Here is a 22,578-nt window from a genome sequence, read left to right as displayed (position 1 = left end):
TATGAATAATTATAGCAATTTACCTGGTGAGCAGTTGGTTGATTTATTGAGAAACTCTGATGAGGCCGCATTCAGCGAGATTTTTAATCGGTACTATGTCTTATTGTTTTCATTTACTGTTAGGCGTTTAAGTGACAAGGAAATATCAAAAGATATAATCCACGATGCATTTACTGACGTATGGGAAAAGCGTGAAACGATTAATATTCCGGGTGAGTTAATCGCTTTTCTGTTTACTGTAGTGAAGAATCGTATTATTAATCACTATAGACACCAAAAAATCACTCAAAAATACGCTGAAAACTTTCAGCCCTATCTTGATCAAGTACAAAATTCTACGGACCATCTGGTTCGCCATAACGACTTACGTGGCTTAATTGAAAAGGAAATTGCTGCCTTGCCCGAAAAAATGCGAACTGTATTTGAATTGAGTAGGAAGAATTCTATGAATCGTCAAGAAATTTCGGAACATCTGGTTATGCCAGAAAATACAGTAAAAACAAATCTCCAGCGTGCATTGAGAATTTTGAGAGGAAAGCTTACGTAACTAGATAAATCTTATGAATAATTACAAAAAACTATCTGATGTTGAACTTGTTGCCCATTTGAAAAATGGTGATCGTAATGCTTTTACCGCTATTTATGATCGGTACTGGGGAGTATTGTTCTTGCATGCCCGGAAGATGCTTGGAAATGACGAAGATTCAAGAGAAATTGTTGAGGAAGTTTTGATTTATTTATGGAACAATATCGACGAGATACACATAACGTCAGATTTATCTACATATCTATACTCATCAGCTAGACACGAGATTTTAAATATCATCAAACGAAGCGACTTGAAGGAAAAATGCCTCCAGTCCCTTATGCGTTTTGAAGTTCAAGATTCTGATTTGAACGATGAAATAAATACACGCGAATTGACTGTTCATATTGAAGCTAGCGTAGAGCGGCTTCCTGAAGAAATGCAGGAAGAATTTGAATCAGGTTGCAAAGTTAATCTTTCTCATAAGTTGACTTCAGAGAAACGCAATAGCAGTGAAAACACCATAAAAAAAAATAAAGAATAGCGCGCTTAAATTTTTAAGACCGGATTAGAATAGGACGTTAAAAAACAAACATGATAAAACCTGTTCCAGCTAGCGCCTTCCAGAAGAGGTTAAATTTTGATAAATCAGAGGTGGTCTCTTTTTTTATTTAAAATTACTCAACTAGCTTTTTTTGGAAAATGAGATTTTGGGCTAACATAAGTTGCATTTTTGGCGAGTTTTGGCCCAAAATCTCATTGTTGTTTTGATATATTTTATAATATACTCCGTAAATGGTGGGGACTTTTTTGGTAATATTTTTTAAAAGCATAGCTAAAATAGTACGGATCACTATAACCTGCCAGGCACGTAATTTCACGAATAGTTTTATTGGTAGTGGTTAGTTCATGTAAGCTGTACTCCATTCTTAATGTAATTAAATGCTCACGATACGGCTTGCCAAAGGCCAACTTCGCCAATTGTTTGAAAGTTGTTTCAGATACAGCGAAATGCCTGGCCAATTCAGGAATGCTATTGGCAAGCTTGCTCTTAAAATTCTCTTGTATAAAATTTTTGATGTCCATAGCTTTAATTTTATGCAAAGCTGCGGTTGTATAGTTATGCTCTCCTAGCATATTGTGATATTGCACCATAAGTTCAGTTAAAACACGCTTTATCGTTGCATAAAGACTATCTGGGCTTACCTTTTTTTGTAAAAGCATTTTCTTAAGAGTTTGATTGACCCGTTTGGTAAGCCGACAATAGGGAAGGGCAAATGCACACTCTTTCTTAGCCATATAGTTTGTAATAAGGGCTTTAAATTGATGCAAGTTTTTAGTTTCATATAAAAACCATTCGGGCCGCAAGGTTAAAAGCAAATATTTATGCACGCCTGGGGGTAATTTGACATGATAATTTCCTTCGTCATGATAACCAAAATGACAACTGGCATTCTTTACTTCAGAAATAAAATTATCTTGTTGATCATACAGCGCAGAATGGCCCTCAAACATGGCGAACATAAAAATGCTCATGTTGGTTTGGGCAAAGTTGATGGTGATTTCTTTGGTTAGTACGTACTCAAACAGATCGATATGTACCAGGGAATGGCTGTGTGATTGCCTTAAAATTTGTCCTTCTGGTACAGTAATTAGATTTGCTTGTGCATATTGAATGGGCCAGCTACAAAAATGGGGTAAGTGACCTGTGCTGATGTTTTCAGTCACAGCAGTCACCATATTGAACATAAGGTGTGATTGCATTGAGGCGCGTTAATTAAAAGGTTTCTTGTGTGTGTGCTGGCTAATTTACTTAATCTAGGTTCATCGAATCGGGATCAATACCCGTATAGTCACAGAACTCTTTTTTTGTAATAAAATGGTGGCTCTTTTTGTTGAGTGCAATTCTTATTGTACTTAATAGACGTCTGGCGTGCTGAAGGCCTTTTCCAGTCACTTTACAAACATCTTTTGGATATATACATACTCTTTCCATATCATGGCTGATTATACCGTAACAGATCAAGTGGCGCTAGCAAAAAGGCGGGAGCCTTTATGGAACCTTCCTGGCGGGTGGTTAACATTTGGTTGATTGGTCTCAATATATGTATATTTTTCTACTGTAAAGATAAGTTTGTGTGCTAAAGTTTCATTTTAGACTAAATGTATACAAATGTTACAAAATGGGTTAAAAGTGTTGTTTTCGATCAGCCACCATTTTTGCCTGCTCTATATTTATTCCATGAGCACAAAACGATTAAACGAAATGAAATTAATAGCGCTTGCCCGAGGCTTGCATAGGCCTTCGGTAAGGCTTCGGGCACGCGTTTACCTTAAAAGGTCCCATAAAGGGCTGTCAAAGGGCTTTTATTGGACTGTTAGTCCTACGAGGTGCCTACGATGTGCCTATGGTACTCCTTATTCGGTCCTAGCCCTAAACAAGGCTTCCCGAAGGAATTTGCAATTGATCAATTTCATTAAACACATTAAAAATTAAATGTTATGGCAAAATTAAAATACGGGATTTTCGGCCCGATTTCCGGAAAAATAGGTCCAATAGTAGGGGCCACCTGGATGGGAGTCCCTTATATAAGAAAGGCTCCTGAAATTAAAGCTATACCAGACCCTAGGTCTACGAAACAGATTGCCAACGAGCAGAAAATGAAATTTACAAACATCCTGTTGGCGCCTTTTCATCACTACATGAGCATTGGCTTTCAAAACCTGGCCATACGAAAAACTGCGATTAGCGCTGCTTATTCTGTTAATTTTCATCAAGCCATTACAGGTGTCCATCCAGATCTTGGGGTTGATTACAGCAAAATGGTTATGAGTGTAGGGGTTTTACCTGGAATTATGGATCCTGTAATCACATTAATTGCGCCAGATACAATTGAGTTGACTTGGCAAAAAAATACGAATCCTAAAGCTTCACATGATGATCAGTTGATGTTGGTTTTGTATTGCCCTGAACTTAAAATTGCCGATGGATTCTCTGGCGGTAAGCAGCGGGCACTTATGCATTGTCGCTTTCAGTTTAACCCTCATTTAAAAGGTAAAATATTAGAGGTTTACTTAGGTGTAACTTCTTTTAATAGGAAAAAAATAGCAAACAGTATTTATTTAGGACGAATTGAACCATGAGAACACACACCACTCACACCTTACGTACGCTTATTGTTAATGATATGGACATAAAAAAGTGTACGCTTAATAAACAACAAATAAATACCTGGGTTGAAACGCTGCCTGAGATTACCGCTGAAATGTACGAAACGATTTGTTTTTTTACTGGGAGCATTTTTTTGGGAAAGATGGTTGGTCGACAGATCCGCCAGATTCATGGGGAATGCATTACGTTATTGGATAAAATTGATAAGTATCAAAACCTGCCGTCAGAAATGGATGCATTAAAATCGGCCACTATAAAGTGCCTGGATAATGTAATGGACAAATTAGAATCTGATTGTAGTCGCTATCTTGAAAAAAAGGTTCAAATGCCCATTATCCATTTAAGGAGGCAACAGGTTCGGATTGAATCCCAAACCTGCTTGATTACGGCCTATTTCAAAAACTTAGGCCTGGGCCTGAAATTGAATAAGCTCGTCTTGGAAAGTATGGCAGATTTGTTAAAGGCTACGCGGTGCTACTACTATCGGGTAGATTATATGAACGCATTTCAGGATGCGTTGATAGAATTGTGTAAAAAATCTAATAAATCTGATTTTGAAGGGCGGTTGATAGACTTACTGATAGGGATGAATTTCAATAGTGGGACATTTATCAAGTATTATCAACAAGTGATGATGGATGAGTTGGCTGTACGTATTACCGAAGAGGAACAAATGAGCTTCTTAAATCATTTGGAAAGGAGCTTTGCACGCGACTCTTATCGCAAATCGGCTTTAAGTTATGACATTGATCGAAAACGAATTAAGTGCTTGCTATCGGAATTTGTAAACGTGGAGTTGAGAATCAGGGCAAAGAAAGTAGCTATGAGCCGACCTGTGAACGTACAACAACCCACTGGGCCACAAGTTAATTCAGCACCTGTAACCAACACTGGTAATTATAAAATTCGCACGCCATTGTCAGTTGATGCTTTGGCCTACTTTATTAAGCTCATGATTGCAGCAAAAGCTATCGAGCCAGGTGTAAAAACAGAATTGTTAAATTTTATTGCAAGTATTTTTCAAACACCGGGAGTCGGTAGTGCCGGTATTTCGGCAACAAGTTTTGGAGCTAAGTATAAGCAAGTGGTACAAAGTACAGCGAAAACGGTTCGGGTAATTTTGGTTCGTATGTTAAAAGTTTTGGATGACGAATTTGAATTTGGATAATTTTTTTATAAAAATTTTTGTGGCTTACGGGTGGTGTTGAATAGGTTTTTGCCTGTTTTTAGGGGAGGGTTCTGGAACCCCCGGAACTGGTAGAGCTTACCATGATTCTTTCTCTTTGTGATGTTGTTTGTGGAAAGAGGCACTGCAGGGCTTTTGGAAACGGATAACGTAATTAACAAAATTTTTAACTTTTAAAATTTAAAAAAAATGGGAATTATCACATGGGGAGTCCTTGGCGGCTTCAGAAACAAAACAGGTGCGGTTATTGGATCACGTTTCCGCAACAGAGACGTAATCAAAGGTTTAACCAGGCCTAGTAATAAGCCGGCTACGCTGAAACAGTTATTCCAACGATCTAAGTTTGCTTTGGTTACGGCCTTTTTAAGTTCATTTAGCAATTTTATCGAATTGTTCTATGGTAACAGATCAGCATCAAATTCGCCCATGAACGAGGCTGTTAGTTATCACTTAACGGGAGCCGTTACAACAGTAGGAACAGCGGTTGAAATGGATTACACAAAGGTGAGATTTGCTCGTGGAAAACTGCTACTACCTAGTCAGATGAATCTTGCTGCTACCGCGCCGGGTAAAGTAGATTTTGAATGGACTGATCAATTAGCTATCGCAGATCATAAGTATAAAGATGCTTCTGATATGGCTAATTTACTGGTCTACAATCCAACAAAAAAGCAGTTTGTTAGCCTAATGGGTGCTGCTCCCCGCTCTGCTGGGGTCTTTAAATTGCAGTTACCTCCGGAATTTGGTGAGGATTACGTGCATGGTTGGATGAACTTTAGTTCAGTACTGAAAGATGGACTGGTATCCGACAGTCACTATGTCGGGAAGATCATGATCGTCGCCATGAACTAAATTAATGGAGGGCCGGAAACGGCCTTCCAATTTTCTTAACAATACTTAAAAAACAAATGATGAATTTCTTAAAAATAACAAAGGATGATGTTTCTGGGAGAAACTATACGCCTTATCTATTATTTGGTTTACTCTTATTAATCTGGCCTTTTCTGCAACGCTTGGTCATAAATTCTGATGCTACTATCGGGTTTATTGATCCAAACATCTGGTTACTGATCTTAATGAGTCTGATTTGCTTTTTGATGGTGACAGGCTTAAGCTGGTGGCTACTGCAAAGTTTTTGGATGAGGCTGGGCTTGCCTTTATTAAGTGAGATGGTTTTATCTTTTAAAAAAATGGAATTATGGCAACAATTAGGATTTTATTGGGCTTCATTTGGCTTGCTTTTATTGGCAGCAGTTGGGGTGCTGACCGCAATCGTATAGCTGATGGAGATGCAAGAACTATCATCGAAACAGCTAAAAAGGAAATTGGCGTTCGGGAATATATGGAAAACGGTGGTCCGCGAGTGGATCAATACAATGCGTATGTTGGGCTCAAAAAAGTGGCTTGGTGTGCTTCGTTTGTCTCCTGGTGCTTTGGGCAATCTGGGTATGCTCAACCGCGTACGGCCTGGAGTCCTGCAATTTTTCCAGCTGATCGGCTTGCCAAGAATCCGATGGCTGGAATGGTGTTGGGAATATACTTTGAGCATTTAAAACGGATAGGGCATTGCGGGATAGTTTTGGAGGTAAGGAATGATTGGGTTTTCAGCGTCGAAGGAAACACTAATTTAAACGGTAGTAGGGAAGGGGACGGTGTTTATCGCCGAACAAGGCACGTCCGTAGCATACATCGTTTTGCGAATTGGATCACAAAAACTCGCACTTTACCTTAGAAAACTTAGGAAATGAAAGCAATATTAATTGTTATGGTAATATGTTTATTTGGTTGCGCTTTATTTAATAAAACAAGTAAAACGACTACTACAGATAAGCAATCATCTGAAAAGCAGCTGGAATCAAGCCAGTTGCTTTTTAAAACTGCAAATAAAGAAACGCAGATCTTTACTTACTGGAATGATAGTGGGTTTTACCAGGTTCAAAATATCAGGGAGCGAATTGATCTGGCAAAAACTGACAGATTAAAAACCGAAGAGAAGCAGGTAGCGAAACAGGAAACAATAGTGAAAAAGACCGAGCCAATACAAACATGGATTTATGGTCTGGTATGTATAAGTGTAGTTGTTTGTTATCTGGTTTTTAGAAGATTTTTTTAAAATACAAAAGAGGTGATACAACCTCCTCAGTATTTAATTTTGTCGGGAGGCTATTATACTGCGTTTTCAATCAAATTTCAGCTCAGTGAGATTTATCATTAATTATTTCGAGATGTTTGCTTAAATAACCAGATAAAAATATCAAAATTAATCACCTAAAACTGATAGCCAATGAAATAAAGAAACGACAATAACAGATCATACTTCTTAAATGAAGTATTAATTCAGAGTCTCCACTTATAAATTACCACAACTACGGGGAAGAGACAGTAGATTAATGCCTATAACAAATATTGTTGTACTTTCGTAGGTGCACTGTAGCGTTATAGCTTCTATTGTAAACCCGTTCCCAAGGCTGTGGTAAGCCCATAAGTGCGGTATTTAGAGCTTACGCTATGGTGCACTTTCATTTTATACGATAAAATCCACTATAACTTTCTATAAATCCCAAGAGACTCATTTTTGAAACTGAAAAAAATGAGCATATGTATACACCCGACCAATTTCTACACAAAAGACCATCAGGAACCAAAGCTGAGCTTAACGCGTTCGCAAAAACTAAATTAAAAGATTTTTTTGAGACTTATTCGCTTGATGATAGTCTCGAATATCTCTGGAGAATGATCCAACAAAGTTTTTATACCAAGAGCCGCCGCATATTACCTAATGCAGAACGTGCTAATCTGATTGCTTATTACGAATATCTTCATAGCCTGGTTTTGGCAGCTAGTATCGTTAATGATGAATTAAAAGGATCATCTTAATTAATAGAATAATTCCGTTTATTGGTATAGAAAGTAAACCAGTAATAGCTAGGTGCGAGATGCATGAAACATAGTTTACTCCTTCACGCCATTGGCTTCATTTGCAATATCCAATAGCTTTTGAAGTCTCCATCGAACTGGCTCTGCTACTCTTTCGTTGCCACCATGAAGGATTGCAAAGGATTTTTCAAGAAAGCCCGGTACATTTGAAATGAATACCCCTGTATCTATCTGTGCTGTTTCTGGTAATTCAATGCCGTGGAATGCTGCTTCCCAATCTTCTGCTGTCATATCGCTCATGCGGCGAAGGTAGTAATAAAGAGGAGAGTACTTTACTGTATATTCTAAATATTCTGTAATTAGCCTAATATCATTTCATTATACTTATTAGCTAATATTTAGGGGGTGTTTTATTAAAAAGAATCCTTACATTGTATGCGAAAGCGTTAGTTGAACAGCCTGAGAAACTGTTCTACAGTCCCCACATAATTAATTTATGTGGGGTTCTTTTTGACATCTAATTCCAAATGCTATTATAGGAATAGAATTTCGAGTAGCATCATAGAATGGATTATAGTTTATACATTAAATGTGCTTTTTTATTTCTGCACGTTTCGGCCGTGTTACTATAATAATATTTTTCTCCACATCGTGTGCAGCGATATTTATAAGCGTCAGGTGAACCTAGATAGTTTGGGAAGATACTTCTCCAAAATCTACTATTTTTTAAGAAAATGCAAATGATAATTATGCCTAAGATAATTCCTCCAATAAGACTGTCTGATGATTTAGAATCAGATTTTCTAGTTCCTTCTTCTCCTGATAAAAATGACATTGAGATAAAACCGGCATTTCCCTCAAAAGTAGTTTTCCCCCATTTTCCCTCAATCCTTTCAATTTCTACGACTTTGCCCTTTTTTATTATTCCCATTTTTTCATACCCCTTGCCAGCTCCTCTTCGCACATTAATATCTTGCTTAGTCACATAAGGAGATGCGTAGATATTTAAAGTAGAAAATAATACGATAAAAAAAAGAAATGTTTTGAGCGCTTTCATTTTAAATTTTATTGAGTTAATTATTTTAGCTAATCGTGGAATATATCCCTTAAAATTGTATTTATCAAAAAATGATTGCAATCTTACTTGACTTAATTAGCCTTTATCAAAGGGTTTTTACTGAAAACTTTAGAGTTAGGTCTATATCATCGTTAAGTATCAATTTTAAATCGAATCTTGCCTTGAATGTAACTCATGTTTTATTAACTTGTTTTTTTCGACCTAAAATGGTACATAACCTAGCCCATAATTCATTTGAAAGATTCCGGTATCCTTCATGATTTGGAAGATAAATTAATGCTCGATGATGAGTAAGATCGGACGGTATATCGTTTATTGATTGTGCAATAGGTATAACAGTTTTCCCCAAAGTATGGGCGATGCCTGTTTCATACATCACATTCGGGTTTCTGGTAGAAAAATCTACTACAATTATATTCGAAGTATATATCAATTCAAATATATCTTGGATGAAGGTTGAGTTCTGCCAAATATCATCTGCTCTTAAGCATTCTAAATCCATATAATCACAGGTTTTTTTTATTGCATCGTATGTGCCATGAAAAGCTGCATTAAAGGGCATCATGACTGATACCAAGTTTTGATTTACTGGTTTTTCTGGAACTTGAAATACGGTTGGGGCGAATGTAATATGTTTTATTGCATCAGCTTGTTTAACAGCAGTTGATATAAATTCCCCATTCAATAAAGCAACTAAGTACTGACCATCTGAGAGTTCTTTTAAAGTAAGCTTGGAAGTTTTAATTGCTGTTTTAACAGCTTGCACAGCCTTATTATGATCTACTTTTTCATCAAATAAAAAGTAGTCTGGATTAACTAAAGATTCAATAAGCCTTGTTAAATCACGGTTAGGGAAAGCCCCATCTTCAGGCTCTTTATCATTAAGCTCATTTAATACACTTTGAACCCAAATGTGCCTTGTTGCCCCCTCATGAACATAGTCTAAATCCAGGTCAATGAAAAACTTTGTTAGATGAGAGGATGATCGATAAGGGAAATAGTCAAATGGAAGATTTCCGCAGATCATTTCTGCCAATTTGAGAATAGCTGGCCTATTTAATTTCATACCTTTAATTTAGAGTAAGAGCATTAAATATATATAACTTCTTTATAGAATAATGGTTTATTTGCTATAATGAGTCAAATAGTCGAAAAAACAAATGATAATAATGGATCAAAAACCAAAATTGGAAACACTAATAATAGAACTATCACCCTCAATAGGTGCTTTATGGAAAGCAAATGATAAAGATATGTCTTCCAGCCTTGAGCATGATCTAGTTAAAAATCAGGAATTAATCAGTTTTATTAATCGTTACCAAAAAGATAAATGGCAGGTTTATAGTATTGATAAAATATCAATGACTGATCACATGAATAATGAGGGAGGATTCAAAATTCAATACACAAGTCATGAGTATAATGGATGTAAAGATCTAAGTGGAGAAGACGAGGATTATTTAATTATATCTTTTTTAATAGACTTGAATCGAATGCAGATTATTATTACTGGCGACTCTATTTAAGATGATCGGTCTGGGTATTTCACTGAAAATGGTCACTCATGCCGCATTTAATCTGACGTCTTTTTCCGGTGCAAGTTGGTTCTGCGTCACTTCTGGTGAAAACCTACCGTAAAAGATAAATGGTCTAGAATATCAAGAAGCACAAGTAATCAACTTGGGCTGCAATGTAAGTGCCACGTTCCACGAAAGGGGTGACATAGGAATAATCCCCACACAATTAACCTGTGACAGAATTTTATTCTAAATCAATCAAATAGTGTATATATTAGAGCTTTAGATAAGTAGTTTTTGTATTGCGAAGAACGTTTTCAACATAAATATATTTCAATGGAACCCCTTATTATCAGGAAAGCCACGTTAAACTTATACCTTTTATTAGTACTGTCAGTTTTATCGGTGCTGTTTTTTATCTATATTTTTAATGAGGATTTTACAATCGTAGCTGTGGGCATCATTGCTGTTGTTAGTCTTTTTCCTGCATGGCTTTTTATTTATGCACTTCGCGAGCTCATAAAAAAAAGCCCTCATCTTACTTTTACTGAAAACGAGCTGATCATTAAAAACCGTGATTTTTATAACTGGGAAAACATAGAGGGTTTTGCATTCAGCATAGAAGAAGTGGGACGTGATAATGCCGGGAGCATATATAAAAATTACATTACCCTATCATTAAAGAACGGAACTTCTGCAAAAATTCCAGTATCCCATCTGGACAGGAAGGCAGATGAAATCCTGTATTTACTTAATGAATATAAGCGGAAATCAGATTATGCAAAAAGACCTTCTAAACAATAATGTTTTAAACCCTAGTTAGAGGAAATTGGAAAATTTCTTAATAAATATTATGGCCAACCAAATGATGCACCTTTTAAACGTTATGAACTCTTTTTAGAAGATATCCAACATTACTTGATGTTACTTTCTACGAGGCTAGAAGCTAAAGGAAACCAAATAATACTTGCGGAGTATCATAAACCGTTCAATGATCTCCTGTGGAGGAATATTAGGGAATCTAGCGATGATAATTTCAAAAGGCTATTTGACGAGATTTATAAGAAAACCCCAGCTGACTTTGAAGGATTAGATTTATCCTCATTCTATGGAGCAAAGAGCTTAATATAAATAACCTTCTAATTTACTATTATAGCGACATTTCGATTATGAATCAAGATAATTCGTCCCACTAACTTTTTGTTCACCGAGCAAATAGGAGTCAATTTATTCCAAAAAATTGGATTGAACAGTGAGAATATGTAATTTGATTTTTGAAATTAATACTTATGGATACTCAAATGCGCCTATATTGGGAGGCTTATTCCGAAAACTTCACAACTGATGATTTAATCAGGGGATTGCATAATCCTCTAAGGGATTATGAAAATGAATTTGTTGATGGTGCGATAGTCGATATTGGCTGTGGTCAGACAGCCTTTCTCTTTGATTATATCAGTACAAACAGGAAGTTAATAGGAATTGACAACGAGCAATTTCAACTTGACCAACTAAAAAAAAGATTAGATGCCTTGCCAAATATTGACACAAATATCGAATTGCTCAATCTTACTTTGCTAAGTGACACGTTGCCATCAGAAACCTATTCCGTAGTTTTTCTGGCGAACATCTTACACTTTTTTAATTTGGCCCAATGCCGAGATATAATAAACCAATTGAAGCTAAATCTGGTTTCAGGATCATTCATATATGTTTGGGCTCATTCGGATAAATATTACATGAATGATTCAAGCAATCCAGAAAACAATGATTATTTCAAGCATTATTTTACATTAGCAGATTTAGATGGCTTATTCATCCCATCGGGTTTTGAAAGACTATTGTATTCGGAAACAGAACGCCTTTTTTCAAAAAAAGAGATGCAAACGCAGGAAAAATGGCTAGAAAAACATCTCGACCACTTAGAAATATTCGATGAAAGCGAACGAGAATCAATCAAGGAAGAACATTTGATAAATAATCCAGAAGCTGATATCATAGGTATTTATAGACTACTATAGCAAAATAAAATAGAAGTAATTGTAAAAAAATACCTACTCCTTTTACCTGACTACCTTTAATGGTTCATGTTTGATATTATCCACGAATTTACATTTCGTCATTGAATCGTATTGCTGGCAGAAACGCGATTATAGAAAGGAATAACTAGATACTGAGTTGCGAATAACTAAGAGCGCTTTCTTGAAGCAATGATCTATTTGTCACATATTAACTGAATTTTATGTAAATTTCCAAGAAGTACGACATATGTAAAGTAACAGTATCCTTCTAATCTTATATATCTTTCCGTTAAGCAGAACGGACCAATACTAACCCACAAATTTGAGTAAACACATGGACTTTAAAGATTATTTTGTATTAACTATTAGCTTTTCAACGCTTGTAATTACCATTATTTCCAATATTATTGAGAAACGCAAAGAAAATAGGAGGAGCATAAGAAAGACATTAAGTGATAGCCTTGAATCGCTAGCCAAAATTGATGTGGAAATGGCAAAACTTCGCAATGAGGAGGTCGATCATAACTCAAAAGCCATCGTCGAAATTAGAAGAGTATATAATGGTCAAAGAAGAGTTCAAATTGTTAATGCAGACTACTTGTGCACAAAACATCCCAAACTGGTGGTAGAAGCTGATTGCTTAATGCTTGCTGTCTCGTTTAGGTCGATAGGAGATTATAACAAAGCAGAAGAGTATTGGAAAAAAACGATCAGTCTAACAATATCAGATTCAATGAAGCAAATGAATTTAAGAGGTTATGCGAATTTCTTGTTTTCACTTGGCCGTCTTGAACAGGGCCGGACTAAATTCAATGAGGCATTGGAAGTGAATCTTGACGATACAGATGACAACCGAAGGATCAAGGTGGATACTTACATCATATGGTCAGATATTGAAAGGGACTATAGTAATGTTTCTGAAGCAACTCGTCTTTTAGATTTAGCAAAAGGTGCTTGTGCGCGAATTGGCCATACGAAAATGAGAGAAGAAATGGAAGAACGTATTTTACAGCGGGTAATCCGTTAATTAGAAAAGGAGTTCCGATTTCTCAGCTAGCCGGGTGTTTTGAAATACTTAATCGGGGCAATATGTAGGGCAGTCTTAACTTCTTTGTTAGTCCCGCAATTATCTCAAGCTATCAAACATATTACATTTCTGGAAATTAGCGTTTAAGCTTCTAAAAAACATACCTTAATGAAATCAGATTCCTTTGCGGTAAAGCTGGTCCATTCTAAGTCATTGACGGAGTATTGCCCGTTATCTACATAGGTTTGAAACCGGTCTGTGAGTTCGATTATCAAGGCATCCAATTCAATGGGAAGATCATTGACAACCTTTGTCCTGAACAGTTGTGTATTGCGGCCCTTCAGCTGGAAAAATTCCCCGGCAATCTTTTGCTTATCGATATTCCGCAGTCCGAAAATGATCTGTTTGATGTCTGGACAATAAGTGATATAGGTTTCGGTATCGCTATGGAGTGCCATTTCGGTAATTAAACCGCTAATTCCTTGTGGATGTAAATTTCCGTCCGGCAGGTGGTATTTTTGACTTCCGATTAAAAATGGTAATGTAAATCCATTATGACCTTTTTCCATCCAGTAAAGCAGCAGTTTGTGCCAGTAGGGTTTATTAGCCATCATGTTAAGTTAGGGATGTATTTTTTTTAGCTTTAGCCTGTTGTTCTTCTTCCAGGAATTTGTTGTATCCGAGTTGCCAGAAGTACATATCAATGATCTTCATTGCGGGGTAGTGTTTAGCTCGTTTTTTTTGGATTAGGTTACGACAGCTTTCAATTTCATGCAAATTTTCGTTGTAGAAGTTCAATATTTCTTTAAGACCTTCGATGTTGAACTTTCTTTTCTGAATTCCTACCACCTGTAATCCCTTGATAAGATATTCATCATAAGCGGGAACGCACCCAAAGAGTCCAAGGATAATTTTACTCATTAAAGTGTCCGTTGCACTAATTGGTTTGAGCGTATCAGCGCCTTTTTTAAAATATATACGCTGGTAATGGTCTGCAATTTCCTGTTTTAAACCCAAAATATTTAAAAGGCTGGCTTCTGTTATTTCTAGACAATCGCTGCATTTTAAGGTGTCGTACTTACCAGAGTGGTAGATCTCTACCGGGCCGCGATGGATCTCAAAGTTCTTTTGCAATAAGCCGCTGGAACCTCTGTACATTCCCCAACTTGCCAGATAAAATGCCAGATGAAGGGTTTTATAGCTTATAGATTCGTTGGACACTATTGCGTCCTGGCAATGATCCCAGGAAAGGTACCTGTGATGAATATCTGTATCGGAATCCTGCAGATATTGTTCAATTACTGAAGTTATCGTGGTTGTCATTTAATGTGTTTTGAGTCGTCTTACGAAAATATCATTTTACATATAGTTTAGGGCATAACATTATTAAAAATTAATCATTCTGGATCGGAGGTAGAACAAATAAATCCAACCAGGTGATACCATTGGTAATTAGCCTCTGATATTCTTCAGTAATGCATTCTAATTTGAGGCAGAGGAAGTGAAGACCATGTGACAACTTCCAAAGTATCAACTGCTCTGCAAGTCGTTCATCTTCTCCAGGTACGGGAAAGAGCTTATTAAATTCTTCTTCTGCCTTAAGCCCTTTAAGTTCGGACTTGTCAAAACTTTGCTGAATGATCCTTAATTTCCACTGAATCAGTTTTGCCAACGACAAATCATGAATTAGCTTGGGGAAATTATCCTCGAAACTATAGATCTTATCAATCAAGGCAGCCGATTTCTTCAGTGAAAAGGGAAGTGAACTGTGAGCAGCATTATTCCTAATTTTACGTAGTTCATTTAAAGATTCATACAATTGGTCATCAATTAAACGGAACGCATAAGACATCTCTATCTTTCCGGAAAATGAACTCAACGTACCTGGGTAATTGAAGAGCCTACTTGTGTAACTTTTACTACCCAATGGAAGTACTACCATTAACAGTTTTTCTAAATACTCTTCCACTTTACTTGAACCAATGAGTATCGCACCGCGCTCTGACTCGTTAATCAAACTGAAGGCAAATTCAAAACTAACTGAAGCATACACTTCCTCATTCATTTTTAATAGTATCAGATCCTGATGCGCCCTCATGATTTTCTTGTTTTATTTAGAGTGGCGAATTTAAGAACTTCAACTGTTATACTGCCGTACTTATTTGTTGTAATCACTAATTCAAAAATTTCACGATTTATTACGACCTAATGAAATGATTCCGAAACAAAAGACGTGAACTTTGTGTAAATGTCCTAGAGTTTGGGGTTGTTTAATTTTAGTTATTTTATATTTTTGAGACTTCTTAATCTGTTGAATTAGAATTAATTATATTAGTTACAGAAAATGAGTAGATAGTATTGCAGGTGGTTGACAATTAAGGTGTTATGGATTTTAATTTTTTGCAACTAACTATCCCCACTACGGGAGAGTTTGGGATGGGTAACTGGTAAAGTGGGAAGCGGATGATCTTCAGGTGCTGTATCGCCTTTAAATAACCTTTAAAATTATTTTGTTGAAACCATAATAGTATTTCCACCGATACAGATATAGGTAATAACTAAGGATAATGTACAAGTGTTAATATTAGTGATTCGTTGTACTTCCCGCTCACCCATTTTGATTTTTGAAATTTTTATGGCATTCATAAAAGTCTCTGTCGCATGACCACTTTTTATCCCATAAACTAGTTATTTGGCCGATTTTCAGCGCTTTTAAATACTGTAAATTATAAAGTAGGGATTAAATTAACCACAAATATCGTTAAACTAAACGCCGACTAAACCACATAAGTCGAGTGCAAAAATGGAAAATAACCATTACCATCTTGCGATTTTGACTTAAATGATATAGGTTTGTGTCATTAAAAACAAAAAACGCATCGCAGTTATTGCGACTTATCTTAAAACGAACTAATATATGAAACGCTCTTTTCTCTCCTCTGTGGTCATTTTGTTGGCTTTGATTTTGTTTAATGGTTGTAAGTCTGAAGAACTTGCGAAAACCCAAACCTTTGAATTAAAAGGTACAACTAACTCAAATAATGGTGCTAAATCATCTTCTCAAAGAAAATCCTCTTTAAAAACGCTTAACACTGCTTCAACTGTGCAATGCGGAGGAGATATCTACTTCTCTGGTAGCTTTTATACAAATCAAGAAGGAGCTATGTATGGTGATATATTCAATGGCTTGTTTACACAGGCTATTTATAGTCAGCTCAATGCAATGGATCCCAATGGAATGTATAATGTAAGTCAAAATGGCGTCAGCTGGGGTAACATCCAGTATGACATTACAGGACAAGCTGTTACAATTATAAATGTAGCTATTGGTACAGCAATTGATCAAATGCAGCAATTGCATGGTGTATATGTATATATGGTAGGACTCCCAATAGTGACGCCTACAGGTGGTTGTTCAAATGTACCGGATCCAGAACCAGATCCTTGCGTTCAGGCCCAGACTGACTTTACCGCTTTTGTGAGCTCTACTAATGATAGCGCCCCTTCTTCTGAGTTTTTGAGGGCGACTGACGCATCGGTTGGCACTATAAAGAAAAAAAATCTTTATTGGAACTTTCACAAACAAAATCAAGGCCTGTGGGTATTTGAGTCTCAAGATTTGGCCGTATATGAAAATAATTCAGGCGTGTTGAGCTTTACTGGTTTAACACATGTCAATGAATTCTTTCGCGGACTGGCGGTAGGTGGTTCAGTCAGTGTTGTTGTCAAGGAAGCTAATGCAAATGTTTATACTTCTAATGCTGGCATGCAACTATTGTATTTTTTTAAATTGGAACCACTAAATTGCCCATTGCTTCCATTATTGACTACTCTTGATATGAATGCGTCACATATTTTTACTACAAATGAGTTATCAGGCAATTAGATCGTACAAATTACTTTCAGCATTATTTTTTCTTTGCTATTTTATATCATCCTGCAAAATAATCAATGACGAATCTTCTTTAAAGAATATTCAACTCTATTATGATATGGATTTGCTTAATGTGGACACGGTTGCTGTCAAAACAATGGTAAAAATTAACATTTCTTATTATAAGGAATATGTGATGTTAGCGATTCCAGAAGTATTTACTCAGACGCTAACAACCCTTGATAAAAAAGCCAATGTGCTTAACGAGGCGACAAAAATAGATACGATATATAGATATCATATTTATAAAAAAGATGAAATGTTTGGCACGAGGTATGATTCGATAAATGCCACTAAAGGCAACGTTTTTTCAGTTGATTCGTTATTAAAACTAAAAGCATTTAAGGGCGGGAAATATTACGATATCGAGCAAGATAGCCTAATTAATCGAGAAACAATAAAAGATAACCTAAATAGTAAAGTCTTAAGATATGCCCACAAGAATGTGACTTTACCTAAAGCCTACGATAGCTTGATTTTGTTTTCTTCAAATAAATTTAAAGATATTAAATATTCATTTTCTGACCCCTTGGATCAGATGGTTGATAGTAAGGTTTATAAAATAGTTTTCAAATTCAATCAAAGCTTTAAGCAAGGTTCAACTGATATATTATTTCCAGAGCGCAAAATTGTTTTGGGTTTTAAATCGGTTCAGTTGGAAAATTACGAACAATTAACAGCATTGTTTAAAAGGCATATTCAAATTCATGCGTCTAAGGAGAAAGAGTGATGTTCTGAATGTAGATTTCGAGGAATGGGAATGTAGTCACTCCACTCCGGGCCAAACTGGCCACTGCTGTAACCGGCCTGAGTGGTGAAAGGCTGTCAGTATCGGACCGCCAAATATAGACATTCAGCTGGTTAGCTGTATATTTCACCAATAGTGGTTCTTCGTCACTTTTGGTGAAAGTATATTAAAAAAATATACTTTTCTAACTTATCTAAGTTTCTTTTTCAAAGGCAATACCAACTTTCCAGGCTTACCGCTCATTTTCAATAATTGCTTTGAGTTTTTCAATTTCTTCTTTTGAATCGATGCCTCGATCCATTACCGTTATACCATTGTCGAGTTGAGCGAAGACTTTAGCAACATATAAAAGCTGATTATTAACAATGAATGCAAGCTGTTTTCCAATTGACTTCTTTGTTGCAATGCTCCAATAGTCTGCTCCCGTGTCGTCAAGTTCGATAACCAACCGATAAGAATATTTTTTTGGCCCCGATACTGTTGATCCGTCAATTAAAAACGCACTGAAGTTTCTTGCTGTAACAATTGGATGCCTGTCTAAAAAGTAAGTTTCTTTTGACTTATCCAACTGTCGTTTAAGGCCCTTATCCTTAGGGACAACGTAATACCAACCAGTATTAAGAATGTTGCTCTCGTGTTGTGCGATATTAGATTTACCCTTTTGGTGCTGTTCAGGATTTTTAGTCAATGTAGCTTTGGGGTTTATTTGCCTGCGTATTGATTTACTGTCAACTGGGGCATTCAGAAGTGTAAAAGCTAGAATTAAAGTAATCGGGTTTATCATAGTTTCTTTCCTTTTTTTTCTTCAGGGTTTGTCATCAGTCAGGGATCATTTCAATACCAATAGCTAGAGTTTAAAACTTATTGTTTAAAAGGTCTTTTTGCTTCTTCTGATTCCCGTTTGTATTCCCCTAGTAAATACAGGATTTCATCTGCTTTCCTGTCCAAATGGGATACTGGGATTTTTGCAGAAGTACCGTCCTTTAATGATAAGGTAACGTAATTTTTATAGATGCTCCCGGCATTGTCACGTCCAACTTCTTCTACACTGAATCCGAAACCCTCTATGTTTTCCCAATTGTAAAAATCACGGTTCTTAACAATCAGTTCGTTTTCGGTAAAAGTAAGATGAGGCTTTTTTTGAATGAGCTCCCGAAGCGCATAAATAAAAAGCCATGACGGGAATAGACCGACAACAGCTATGATGACCACAGCTACGATTGTAAAATCATCATAAAAAATATAGACAAAAAACAGGAACGATAAAATTGACAGCGCCAATAAAAGGTATAAGTTTAACGCTGCTTTCCTGATAATAAGGGGTTCCATTGAAATGTTTTTTAAGGTTGAAAATGTTCTTAGCAATACAAAAGCTTCTTATCTAAAAGTCTAATATATATACTATTTGATTGATCTGGAATAAAATTCTGCCACAGATTGATTGTAGGGATTATTTTCTATCTGCTATATCTTCCGTGGAACGTGGCCTTGTATCATTTCCCAAGTTGATTTATTGTGCTTTTTGATATTGTAGACCATTTATCTATTACGATAGGTTTTCACCAAAAGTGACGATGAACCACTTTCACTGAAATACGCAATAATAATCTATTAACAATTATTACAGCAGCTTTTAAAAGGGCGAAAAATGGAGGCCTGAAGAAAGATGCACCAAACTTAATTACTTAGAAATGAAGGATCACAAAAAAAGAGGTTGATCATCTTTTTATCAATGATACAACCTCTTTCCTATTATACGGCTTTAGTTATTACATAATCTATGTAGTTTTGATTGATTATACAAAGTGTTAATCTTCTTGTTCATATTCCCATTTCATAGCGTTTGCTAATTCTAGCCAGTAATCTACACCAGTTTTACCTGCTCCTTCAGGATCTATGGCAAAAAAATCGTGGATGGCTTCGTATCCTCCAGGTCCGTTACTTGTAAGGAAATGAGTTAAGCATTCTAAAAGTTTAGGGAAGGAGGAAAAGAGAATTTCACTTACCTCATTGAGGCCTGTATCGAAGAATCTAATTGGAAATTCATTATTTTCAACTTCAAGACGGGCATCAAAAACAAACGGCCCGCCATCATTACCATCCTGACCAAATGGATATAGCCCCATTTCAATTAGCTCTTTTGCCATATCATTATTCAATTCGTCTATTACTTCTCCAATTGGTTTCCCCGGATCGGAAAATGGTAGCCTTATTATGGAACAATCGCAACTTAAAAAGAAATAAGTCTTGTGCCATTCAATGAAACTTTTTGGAAAAACAACATTAAATTTTTGCTCCACTTTTTTGTAGTCATCATAATCTAAGGTTCCTTTAATTGGTGTCCAGCTAAACCAACCAGATTCGCTCACAGCTGATGCCATCATTTCCTTTGGTACGTTCCTATATACGGCTGTTACATTTGTATCGTCACTGCAGTAAGCTTTAAAAAAATCTTCTATAATGTTTTTCATGTATTGCATTGTTTAATTGATTGTCAAATAATCCCAAATGACCTTCTAATGGTCTTCGCATTAATTACATCGATTGTTTCTGTATAAGTGCCCAATTTTTGCACCCCCATATACATATTTTCATCGTCATCCCAGACATAATCGGCAAAAACGTGATATGTCACCACAGCTGAAATGACAGTACCGCTGCTATTTCTAGTTTCTTCTTTGGATGTGATCTGAAAATAAACATCTTTTTCATTATCCTTATATATTCTGCCAATAATATTTTGTGGACCAAACCAGTTTATCCAACCATCGGGATTGCCAGTTCGCAAATCGGTTAGTATACTAAAAATCTGTAAGGCTCCGGCAACTGAATTTAATTTGCCTCCTATTTTCGATATCCCACCTTTAGAACGGATTTCGTGAAATATCTTACTCCATTTTTGATGTACTTTTGCTGGAAGGGCATATGCATATCTTCCCTGCCGATCATGATGGTGAATTAATGGCGTTTTATCATAAGGCTTATGAGATGGGTTGTATCTTATCCATTGTTCATCAACTTCTGGTGAAATTCCATTGGGCTTTCTAAAGATCTTGTCTTTGTTCTCAGGACTAAACATTTCGGGTCGCTTTTTATATAATTCTCTCCAAAAGTAACCTGAGTTTCTCGGGACCCCCAAAACAGTTCTTCCTTTTGCTGGCGCACTTAGCATGTCAATTGGTGTCCCGTCATTTCTATAATACATATCTGGTATAGGATCACCATTATCAATACCCTGATTTGCCAATTCTGCAATTAAAATACCAAAATTATCCTCTATTTCGTGCCATTCCGCCGGATATATCATATTCGGAATAACTACATCATCTACTTTCCCTCCGGTATAAGACCTGATGCCGCCTGGGATAATTGCTGGAGGCCCAAAATCAAAAGAATATGATGAAAGATTTAGGCTTGGCCTACCGTTGCCTATAGAGTAATAATATCCAAGTGGGAATATTGTACTAGTTGTGTTTGGAGTAAAATAATAGGCAACCACATTATTGTCACTGTCATAAATCACGATGGATTCACCCTCATACTCCACTCCATCCACTCTAATAACGTCTTTAAATGGGTCACTTACGATTAATCTAGTTAAGGGGTAGGTTATTTCCCTTGGTTGGCGTGCAGATGAAATTCCAAATGTACATTGATAGATTAACCCAATACTTTCACATTTAATACTAACTCATAGCTTCTTTCTCCTTTCTTTTACTTTTAACCCAATACGTTTCACAAGAACAAAGCAACTACGCTGTTAATAAAATATTGGACAAAAAAAAGGTTGACCATTTCTGATCAACCTTTTTTAAATGGTCCAAAAAAGTACTAGAAATGATAGTTTACTCCGATAGTCGGTTTAAAAGTGGTTATTCCAAATTGAAAACTCTCACCGTTGTTTTTAAATTCGGTAGGATTTTCCATGTACTTTGTTTCGTAAAAACTTTTTTGGTAGCTCAGCATCGGAAATGAAAATTCAATTGCAATTTTTTTAGTAGGAAAAAAAGCCAGTCCGGGTTTAATATTTGCTCCAAATTGTTTGAATTTATTTTCACTTGAGAAAAGTGGACTCGTCTCATTTTTATATTCCGACGTTCCAATACTGCCGTTTATAGCCAGTTCATTAAAAATTTTAAATTTCTCATTGATGTTGAAGTAATACCGGACAAATGGCGATACACCGTAACTTTTGCTTGTTTGTCTGCTCAATAGGTTTAGGTTGGCCAGATCGCTTTCCTTACTCCTTGAGTTATTGAACAATAAGCCAAGGCCAATTGCTAGATTGTCTTTAATAAAATAAGCCGATCTTAAAGAAGTGCTAAAATTATTTGCTTTTTGAATGTATTGTCCCTCAAATTTATAGGTGTAAAAGGACACATATCCACCTAACATCGTCTTTCCTTTTTCTGTTTGGGCATTGGCTTTAAAACTAAAAATGCATAGCAATGCTGCGAAAACTAATTTGTTTTTCATGTTAATTTCTTGAGTG

27 protein-coding genes are annotated in these 22,578 nt (G+C 36.2%); 15 read left to right on the top strand and 12 right to left on the bottom strand.

Annotation, left to right across the window (positions count from 1 at the left end):
• The first annotated feature begins 1 nt into the window (after position 1).
• Both FBD94_RS09840 and FBD94_RS09835 read left to right on the top strand, forming a co-directional pair.
• Complete coding sequence (locus FBD94_RS09840; protein WP_136880085.1) at positions 2–547, top strand: RNA polymerase sigma factor; 546 nt, start codon at positions 2–4, stop codon at positions 545–547.
• Between the two features lie 13 nt (positions 548–560).
• The gene (locus FBD94_RS09835) at positions 561–1,070 is read left to right on the top strand and encodes an RNA polymerase sigma factor (protein ID WP_136880084.1); all 510 of its coding nucleotides are present in this window, start codon (positions 561–563) and stop codon (positions 1,068–1,070) included.
• Positions 1,071–1,303: 233 nt separating this feature from the next.
• Here the strand turns inward: FBD94_RS09835 and FBD94_RS09830 are convergent, their stop codons facing one another.
• Complete coding sequence (locus FBD94_RS09830; protein ID WP_169472270.1) at positions 1,304–2,254, bottom strand: helix-turn-helix transcriptional regulator; 951 nt, start codon at positions 2,252–2,254, stop codon at positions 1,304–1,306.
• A gap of 774 nt (positions 2,255–3,028) precedes the next feature.
• Here FBD94_RS09830 and FBD94_RS09820 point away from each other — a divergent pair.
• From FBD94_RS09820 to FBD94_RS09790, 7 genes are all read left to right on the top strand, one after another.
• Positions 3,029–3,670: a DUF6266 family protein gene (locus FBD94_RS09820; RefSeq protein WP_136880081.1), complete on the top strand. Its 642-nt coding sequence runs from the start codon at positions 3,029–3,031 to the stop codon at positions 3,668–3,670.
• Positions 3,667–4,866 (top strand): hypothetical protein, encoded by a 1,200-nt coding sequence (locus tag FBD94_RS09815; protein WP_136880080.1) that lies wholly within the window; start codon positions 3,667–3,669, stop codon positions 4,864–4,866. The genes FBD94_RS09820 and FBD94_RS09815 overlap by 4 nt, the downstream gene beginning before the upstream one ends.
• A 207-nt stretch (positions 4,867–5,073) precedes the next feature.
• Positions 5,074–5,736, top strand: a complete 663-nt coding sequence (locus FBD94_RS09810) for a DUF6266 family protein (RefSeq protein ID WP_131606863.1) — start codon at positions 5,074–5,076, stop codon at positions 5,734–5,736.
• Between the two features lie 56 nt (positions 5,737–5,792).
• The gene (locus tag FBD94_RS09805) at positions 5,793–6,164 is read left to right on the top strand and encodes a hypothetical protein (RefSeq protein WP_235884431.1); all 372 of its coding nucleotides are present in this window, start codon (positions 5,793–5,795) and stop codon (positions 6,162–6,164) included.
• Positions 6,083–6,616, top strand: a complete 534-nt coding sequence (locus FBD94_RS09800) for a C40 family peptidase (RefSeq protein ID WP_235884430.1) — start codon at positions 6,083–6,085, stop codon at positions 6,614–6,616. The genes FBD94_RS09805 and FBD94_RS09800 overlap by 82 nt, the downstream gene beginning before the upstream one ends.
• Before the next feature lie 12 nt (positions 6,617–6,628).
• Positions 6,629–6,997, top strand: a complete 369-nt coding sequence (locus tag FBD94_RS09795; protein ID WP_136880079.1) for a hypothetical protein — start codon at positions 6,629–6,631, stop codon at positions 6,995–6,997.
• A gap of 485 nt (positions 6,998–7,482) precedes the next feature.
• On the top strand, positions 7,483–7,761 hold the full coding sequence (locus tag FBD94_RS09790; protein WP_136880078.1) for a hypothetical protein: 279 nt from the start codon (positions 7,483–7,485) through the stop codon (positions 7,759–7,761).
• Between the two features lie 75 nt (positions 7,762–7,836).
• Here the strand turns inward: FBD94_RS09790 and FBD94_RS09785 are convergent, their stop codons facing one another.
• The 3 genes from FBD94_RS09785 to FBD94_RS09775 form a co-directional block, all read right to left on the bottom strand.
• Entirely contained in the window at positions 7,837–8,061 is a 225-nt protein-coding gene (locus FBD94_RS09785) for a DUF6965 family protein (RefSeq protein WP_136880077.1), read from the bottom strand.
• A gap of 271 nt (positions 8,062–8,332) precedes the next feature.
• Positions 8,333–8,818, bottom strand: a complete 486-nt coding sequence (locus FBD94_RS09780) for an SH3 domain-containing protein (RefSeq protein WP_136880076.1) — start codon at positions 8,816–8,818, stop codon at positions 8,333–8,335.
• Between the two features lie 193 nt (positions 8,819–9,011).
• Positions 9,012–9,905, bottom strand: a complete 894-nt coding sequence (locus FBD94_RS09775) for a hypothetical protein (RefSeq protein ID WP_136880075.1) — start codon at positions 9,903–9,905, stop codon at positions 9,012–9,014.
• A gap of 103 nt (positions 9,906–10,008) precedes the next feature.
• Between FBD94_RS09775 and FBD94_RS09770 the strand changes: the two genes are divergently transcribed.
• From FBD94_RS09770 to FBD94_RS09755, 4 genes are all read left to right on the top strand, one after another.
• Positions 10,009–10,365, top strand: coding sequence for a hypothetical protein (locus tag FBD94_RS09770; protein WP_136880074.1), 357 nt, complete (start codon positions 10,009–10,011; stop codon positions 10,363–10,365).
• A gap of 327 nt (positions 10,366–10,692) precedes the next feature.
• The gene (locus tag FBD94_RS09765; RefSeq protein WP_136880073.1) at positions 10,693–11,160 is read left to right on the top strand and encodes a hypothetical protein; all 468 of its coding nucleotides are present in this window, start codon (positions 10,693–10,695) and stop codon (positions 11,158–11,160) included.
• Positions 11,161–11,645: 485 nt separating this feature from the next.
• A complete protein-coding gene (locus tag FBD94_RS09760) occupies positions 11,646–12,377 on the top strand; it encodes a class I SAM-dependent methyltransferase (RefSeq protein WP_136880072.1) in 732 nt (243 codons plus the stop codon).
• A 334-nt stretch (positions 12,378–12,711) separates the two neighbouring features.
• Complete coding sequence (locus FBD94_RS09755) at positions 12,712–13,404, top strand: hypothetical protein (protein WP_136880071.1); 693 nt, start codon at positions 12,712–12,714, stop codon at positions 13,402–13,404.
• 143 nt (positions 13,405–13,547) lie between these two features.
• On the opposite strand, the gene FBD94_RS09750 is transcribed toward FBD94_RS09755, so the two are convergent.
• The 3 genes from FBD94_RS09750 to FBD94_RS09740 form a co-directional block, all read right to left on the bottom strand.
• Complete coding sequence (locus FBD94_RS09750; RefSeq protein ID WP_136880070.1) at positions 13,548–14,018, bottom strand: hypothetical protein; 471 nt, start codon at positions 14,016–14,018, stop codon at positions 13,548–13,550.
• A 1-nt stretch (position 14,019) separates the two neighbouring features.
• Positions 14,020–14,727: a hypothetical protein gene (locus FBD94_RS09745; RefSeq protein ID WP_136880069.1), complete on the bottom strand. Its 708-nt coding sequence runs from the start codon at positions 14,725–14,727 to the stop codon at positions 14,020–14,022.
• A gap of 70 nt (positions 14,728–14,797) precedes the next feature.
• On the bottom strand, positions 14,798–15,502 hold the full coding sequence (locus FBD94_RS09740) for a hypothetical protein (RefSeq protein WP_136880068.1): 705 nt from the start codon (positions 15,500–15,502) through the stop codon (positions 14,798–14,800).
• A gap of 819 nt (positions 15,503–16,321) precedes the next feature.
• Between FBD94_RS09740 and FBD94_RS09735 the strand changes: the two genes are divergently transcribed.
• Together FBD94_RS09735 and FBD94_RS09730 are read left to right on the top strand one after the other, a co-directional pair.
• A complete protein-coding gene (locus tag FBD94_RS09735) occupies positions 16,322–17,290 on the top strand; it encodes a hypothetical protein (protein WP_136880067.1) in 969 nt (322 codons plus the stop codon).
• A 106-nt stretch (positions 17,291–17,396) separates the two neighbouring features.
• Positions 17,397–18,068, top strand: coding sequence for a hypothetical protein (locus tag FBD94_RS09730; RefSeq protein WP_136880066.1), 672 nt, complete (start codon positions 17,397–17,399; stop codon positions 18,066–18,068).
• 250 nt (positions 18,069–18,318) lie between these two features.
• Here the strand turns inward: FBD94_RS09730 and FBD94_RS09725 are convergent, their stop codons facing one another.
• The 5 genes from FBD94_RS09725 to FBD94_RS09705 all read right to left on the bottom strand — a co-directional run bounded on the left by FBD94_RS09725 (position 18,319) and on the right by FBD94_RS09705 (position 22,562).
• Entirely contained in the window at positions 18,319–18,870 is a 552-nt protein-coding gene (locus FBD94_RS09725) for a SecDF P1 head subdomain-containing protein (RefSeq protein WP_136880065.1), read from the bottom strand.
• Positions 18,871–18,947: 77 nt separating this feature from the next.
• Positions 18,948–19,415 carry a hypothetical protein gene (locus FBD94_RS09720; RefSeq protein ID WP_136880064.1) on the bottom strand — a complete coding sequence of 156 codons (468 nt, stop codon included), beginning with the start codon at positions 19,413–19,415 and terminating at the stop codon, positions 18,948–18,950.
• A 479-nt stretch (positions 19,416–19,894) separates the two neighbouring features.
• Positions 19,895–20,557 (bottom strand): SMI1/KNR4 family protein, encoded by a 663-nt coding sequence (locus tag FBD94_RS09715; protein ID WP_136880063.1) that lies wholly within the window; start codon positions 20,555–20,557, stop codon positions 19,895–19,897.
• Positions 20,558–20,580: 23 nt separating this feature from the next.
• Positions 20,581–21,642, bottom strand: a complete 1,062-nt coding sequence (locus FBD94_RS09710; RefSeq protein ID WP_136880062.1) for a hypothetical protein — start codon at positions 21,640–21,642, stop codon at positions 20,581–20,583.
• A gap of 275 nt (positions 21,643–21,917) precedes the next feature.
• Entirely contained in the window at positions 21,918–22,562 is a 645-nt protein-coding gene (locus FBD94_RS09705; RefSeq protein WP_136880061.1) for an outer membrane beta-barrel protein, read from the bottom strand.
• Positions 22,563–22,578: the final 16 nt, after the last annotated feature.

The sequence above is a fragment of the Pedobacter hiemivivus genome (genome assembly GCF_005144565.1).
In the GTDB taxonomy this organism is placed as follows: domain Bacteria; phylum Bacteroidota; class Bacteroidia; order Sphingobacteriales; family Sphingobacteriaceae; genus Pedobacter; species Pedobacter hiemivivus.
The sequence above is the reverse complement of the archived record's forward strand: the minus strand, read 5'-3'. Positions and strand labels throughout refer to the sequence as shown.

Coding starts and splice junctions, on each gene's coding strand:
- FBD94_RS09785 (WP_136880077.1), bottom strand. CDS start 8,061: ATGAGCGATATGACAGCAGAAGATTGGGAAGCAGCATTCCACGGCATT.
- FBD94_RS09760 (WP_136880072.1), top strand. CDS start 11,646: ATGGATACTCAAATGCGCCTATATTGGGAGGCTTATTCCGAAAACTTC.
- FBD94_RS09840 (WP_136880085.1), top strand. CDS start 2: ATGAATAATTATAGCAATTTACCTGGTGAGCAGTTGGTTGATTTATTG.
- FBD94_RS09745 (WP_136880069.1), bottom strand. CDS start 14,727: ATGACAACCACGATAACTTCAGTAATTGAACAATATCTGCAGGATTCC.
- FBD94_RS09765 (WP_136880073.1), top strand. CDS start 10,693: ATGGAACCCCTTATTATCAGGAAAGCCACGTTAAACTTATACCTTTTA.
- FBD94_RS09750 (WP_136880070.1), bottom strand. CDS start 14,018: ATGATGGCTAATAAACCCTACTGGCACAAACTGCTGCTTTACTGGATG.
- FBD94_RS09790 (WP_136880078.1), top strand. CDS start 7,483: ATGTATACACCCGACCAATTTCTACACAAAAGACCATCAGGAACCAAA.
- FBD94_RS09755 (WP_136880071.1), top strand. CDS start 12,712: ATGGACTTTAAAGATTATTTTGTATTAACTATTAGCTTTTCAACGCTT.
- FBD94_RS09720 (WP_136880064.1), bottom strand. CDS start 19,415: ATGGAACCCCTTATTATCAGGAAAGCAGCGTTAAACTTATACCTTTTA.
- FBD94_RS09820 (WP_136880081.1), top strand. CDS start 3,029: ATGGCAAAATTAAAATACGGGATTTTCGGCCCGATTTCCGGAAAAATA.
- FBD94_RS09815 (WP_136880080.1), top strand. CDS start 3,667: ATGAGAACACACACCACTCACACCTTACGTACGCTTATTGTTAATGAT.
- FBD94_RS09795 (WP_136880079.1), top strand. CDS start 6,629: ATGAAAGCAATATTAATTGTTATGGTAATATGTTTATTTGGTTGCGCT.
- FBD94_RS09770 (WP_136880074.1), top strand. CDS start 10,009: ATGGATCAAAAACCAAAATTGGAAACACTAATAATAGAACTATCACCC.
- FBD94_RS09805 (WP_235884431.1), top strand. CDS start 5,793: ATGATGAATTTCTTAAAAATAACAAAGGATGATGTTTCTGGGAGAAAC.
- FBD94_RS09725 (WP_136880065.1), bottom strand. CDS start 18,870: ATGATAAACCCGATTACTTTAATTCTAGCTTTTACACTTCTGAATGCC.
- FBD94_RS09730 (WP_136880066.1), top strand. CDS start 17,397: ATGGATTTGCTTAATGTGGACACGGTTGCTGTCAAAACAATGGTAAAA.
- FBD94_RS09810 (WP_131606863.1), top strand. CDS start 5,074: ATGGGAATTATCACATGGGGAGTCCTTGGCGGCTTCAGAAACAAAACA.
- FBD94_RS09800 (WP_235884430.1), top strand. CDS start 6,083: ATGGCAACAATTAGGATTTTATTGGGCTTCATTTGGCTTGCTTTTATT.
- FBD94_RS09705 (WP_136880061.1), bottom strand. CDS start 22,562: ATGAAAAACAAATTAGTTTTCGCAGCATTGCTATGCATTTTTAGTTTT.
- FBD94_RS09715 (WP_136880063.1), bottom strand. CDS start 20,557: ATGAAAAACATTATAGAAGATTTTTTTAAAGCTTACTGCAGTGACGAT.
- FBD94_RS09740 (WP_136880068.1), bottom strand. CDS start 15,502: ATGAGGGCGCATCAGGATCTGATACTATTAAAAATGAATGAGGAAGTG.
- FBD94_RS09735 (WP_136880067.1), top strand. CDS start 16,322: ATGAAACGCTCTTTTCTCTCCTCTGTGGTCATTTTGTTGGCTTTGATT.
- FBD94_RS09835 (WP_136880084.1), top strand. CDS start 561: ATGAATAATTACAAAAAACTATCTGATGTTGAACTTGTTGCCCATTTG.
- FBD94_RS09780 (WP_136880076.1), bottom strand. CDS start 8,818: ATGAAAGCGCTCAAAACATTTCTTTTTTTTATCGTATTATTTTCTACT.
- FBD94_RS09775 (WP_136880075.1), bottom strand. CDS start 9,905: ATGAAATTAAATAGGCCAGCTATTCTCAAATTGGCAGAAATGATCTGC.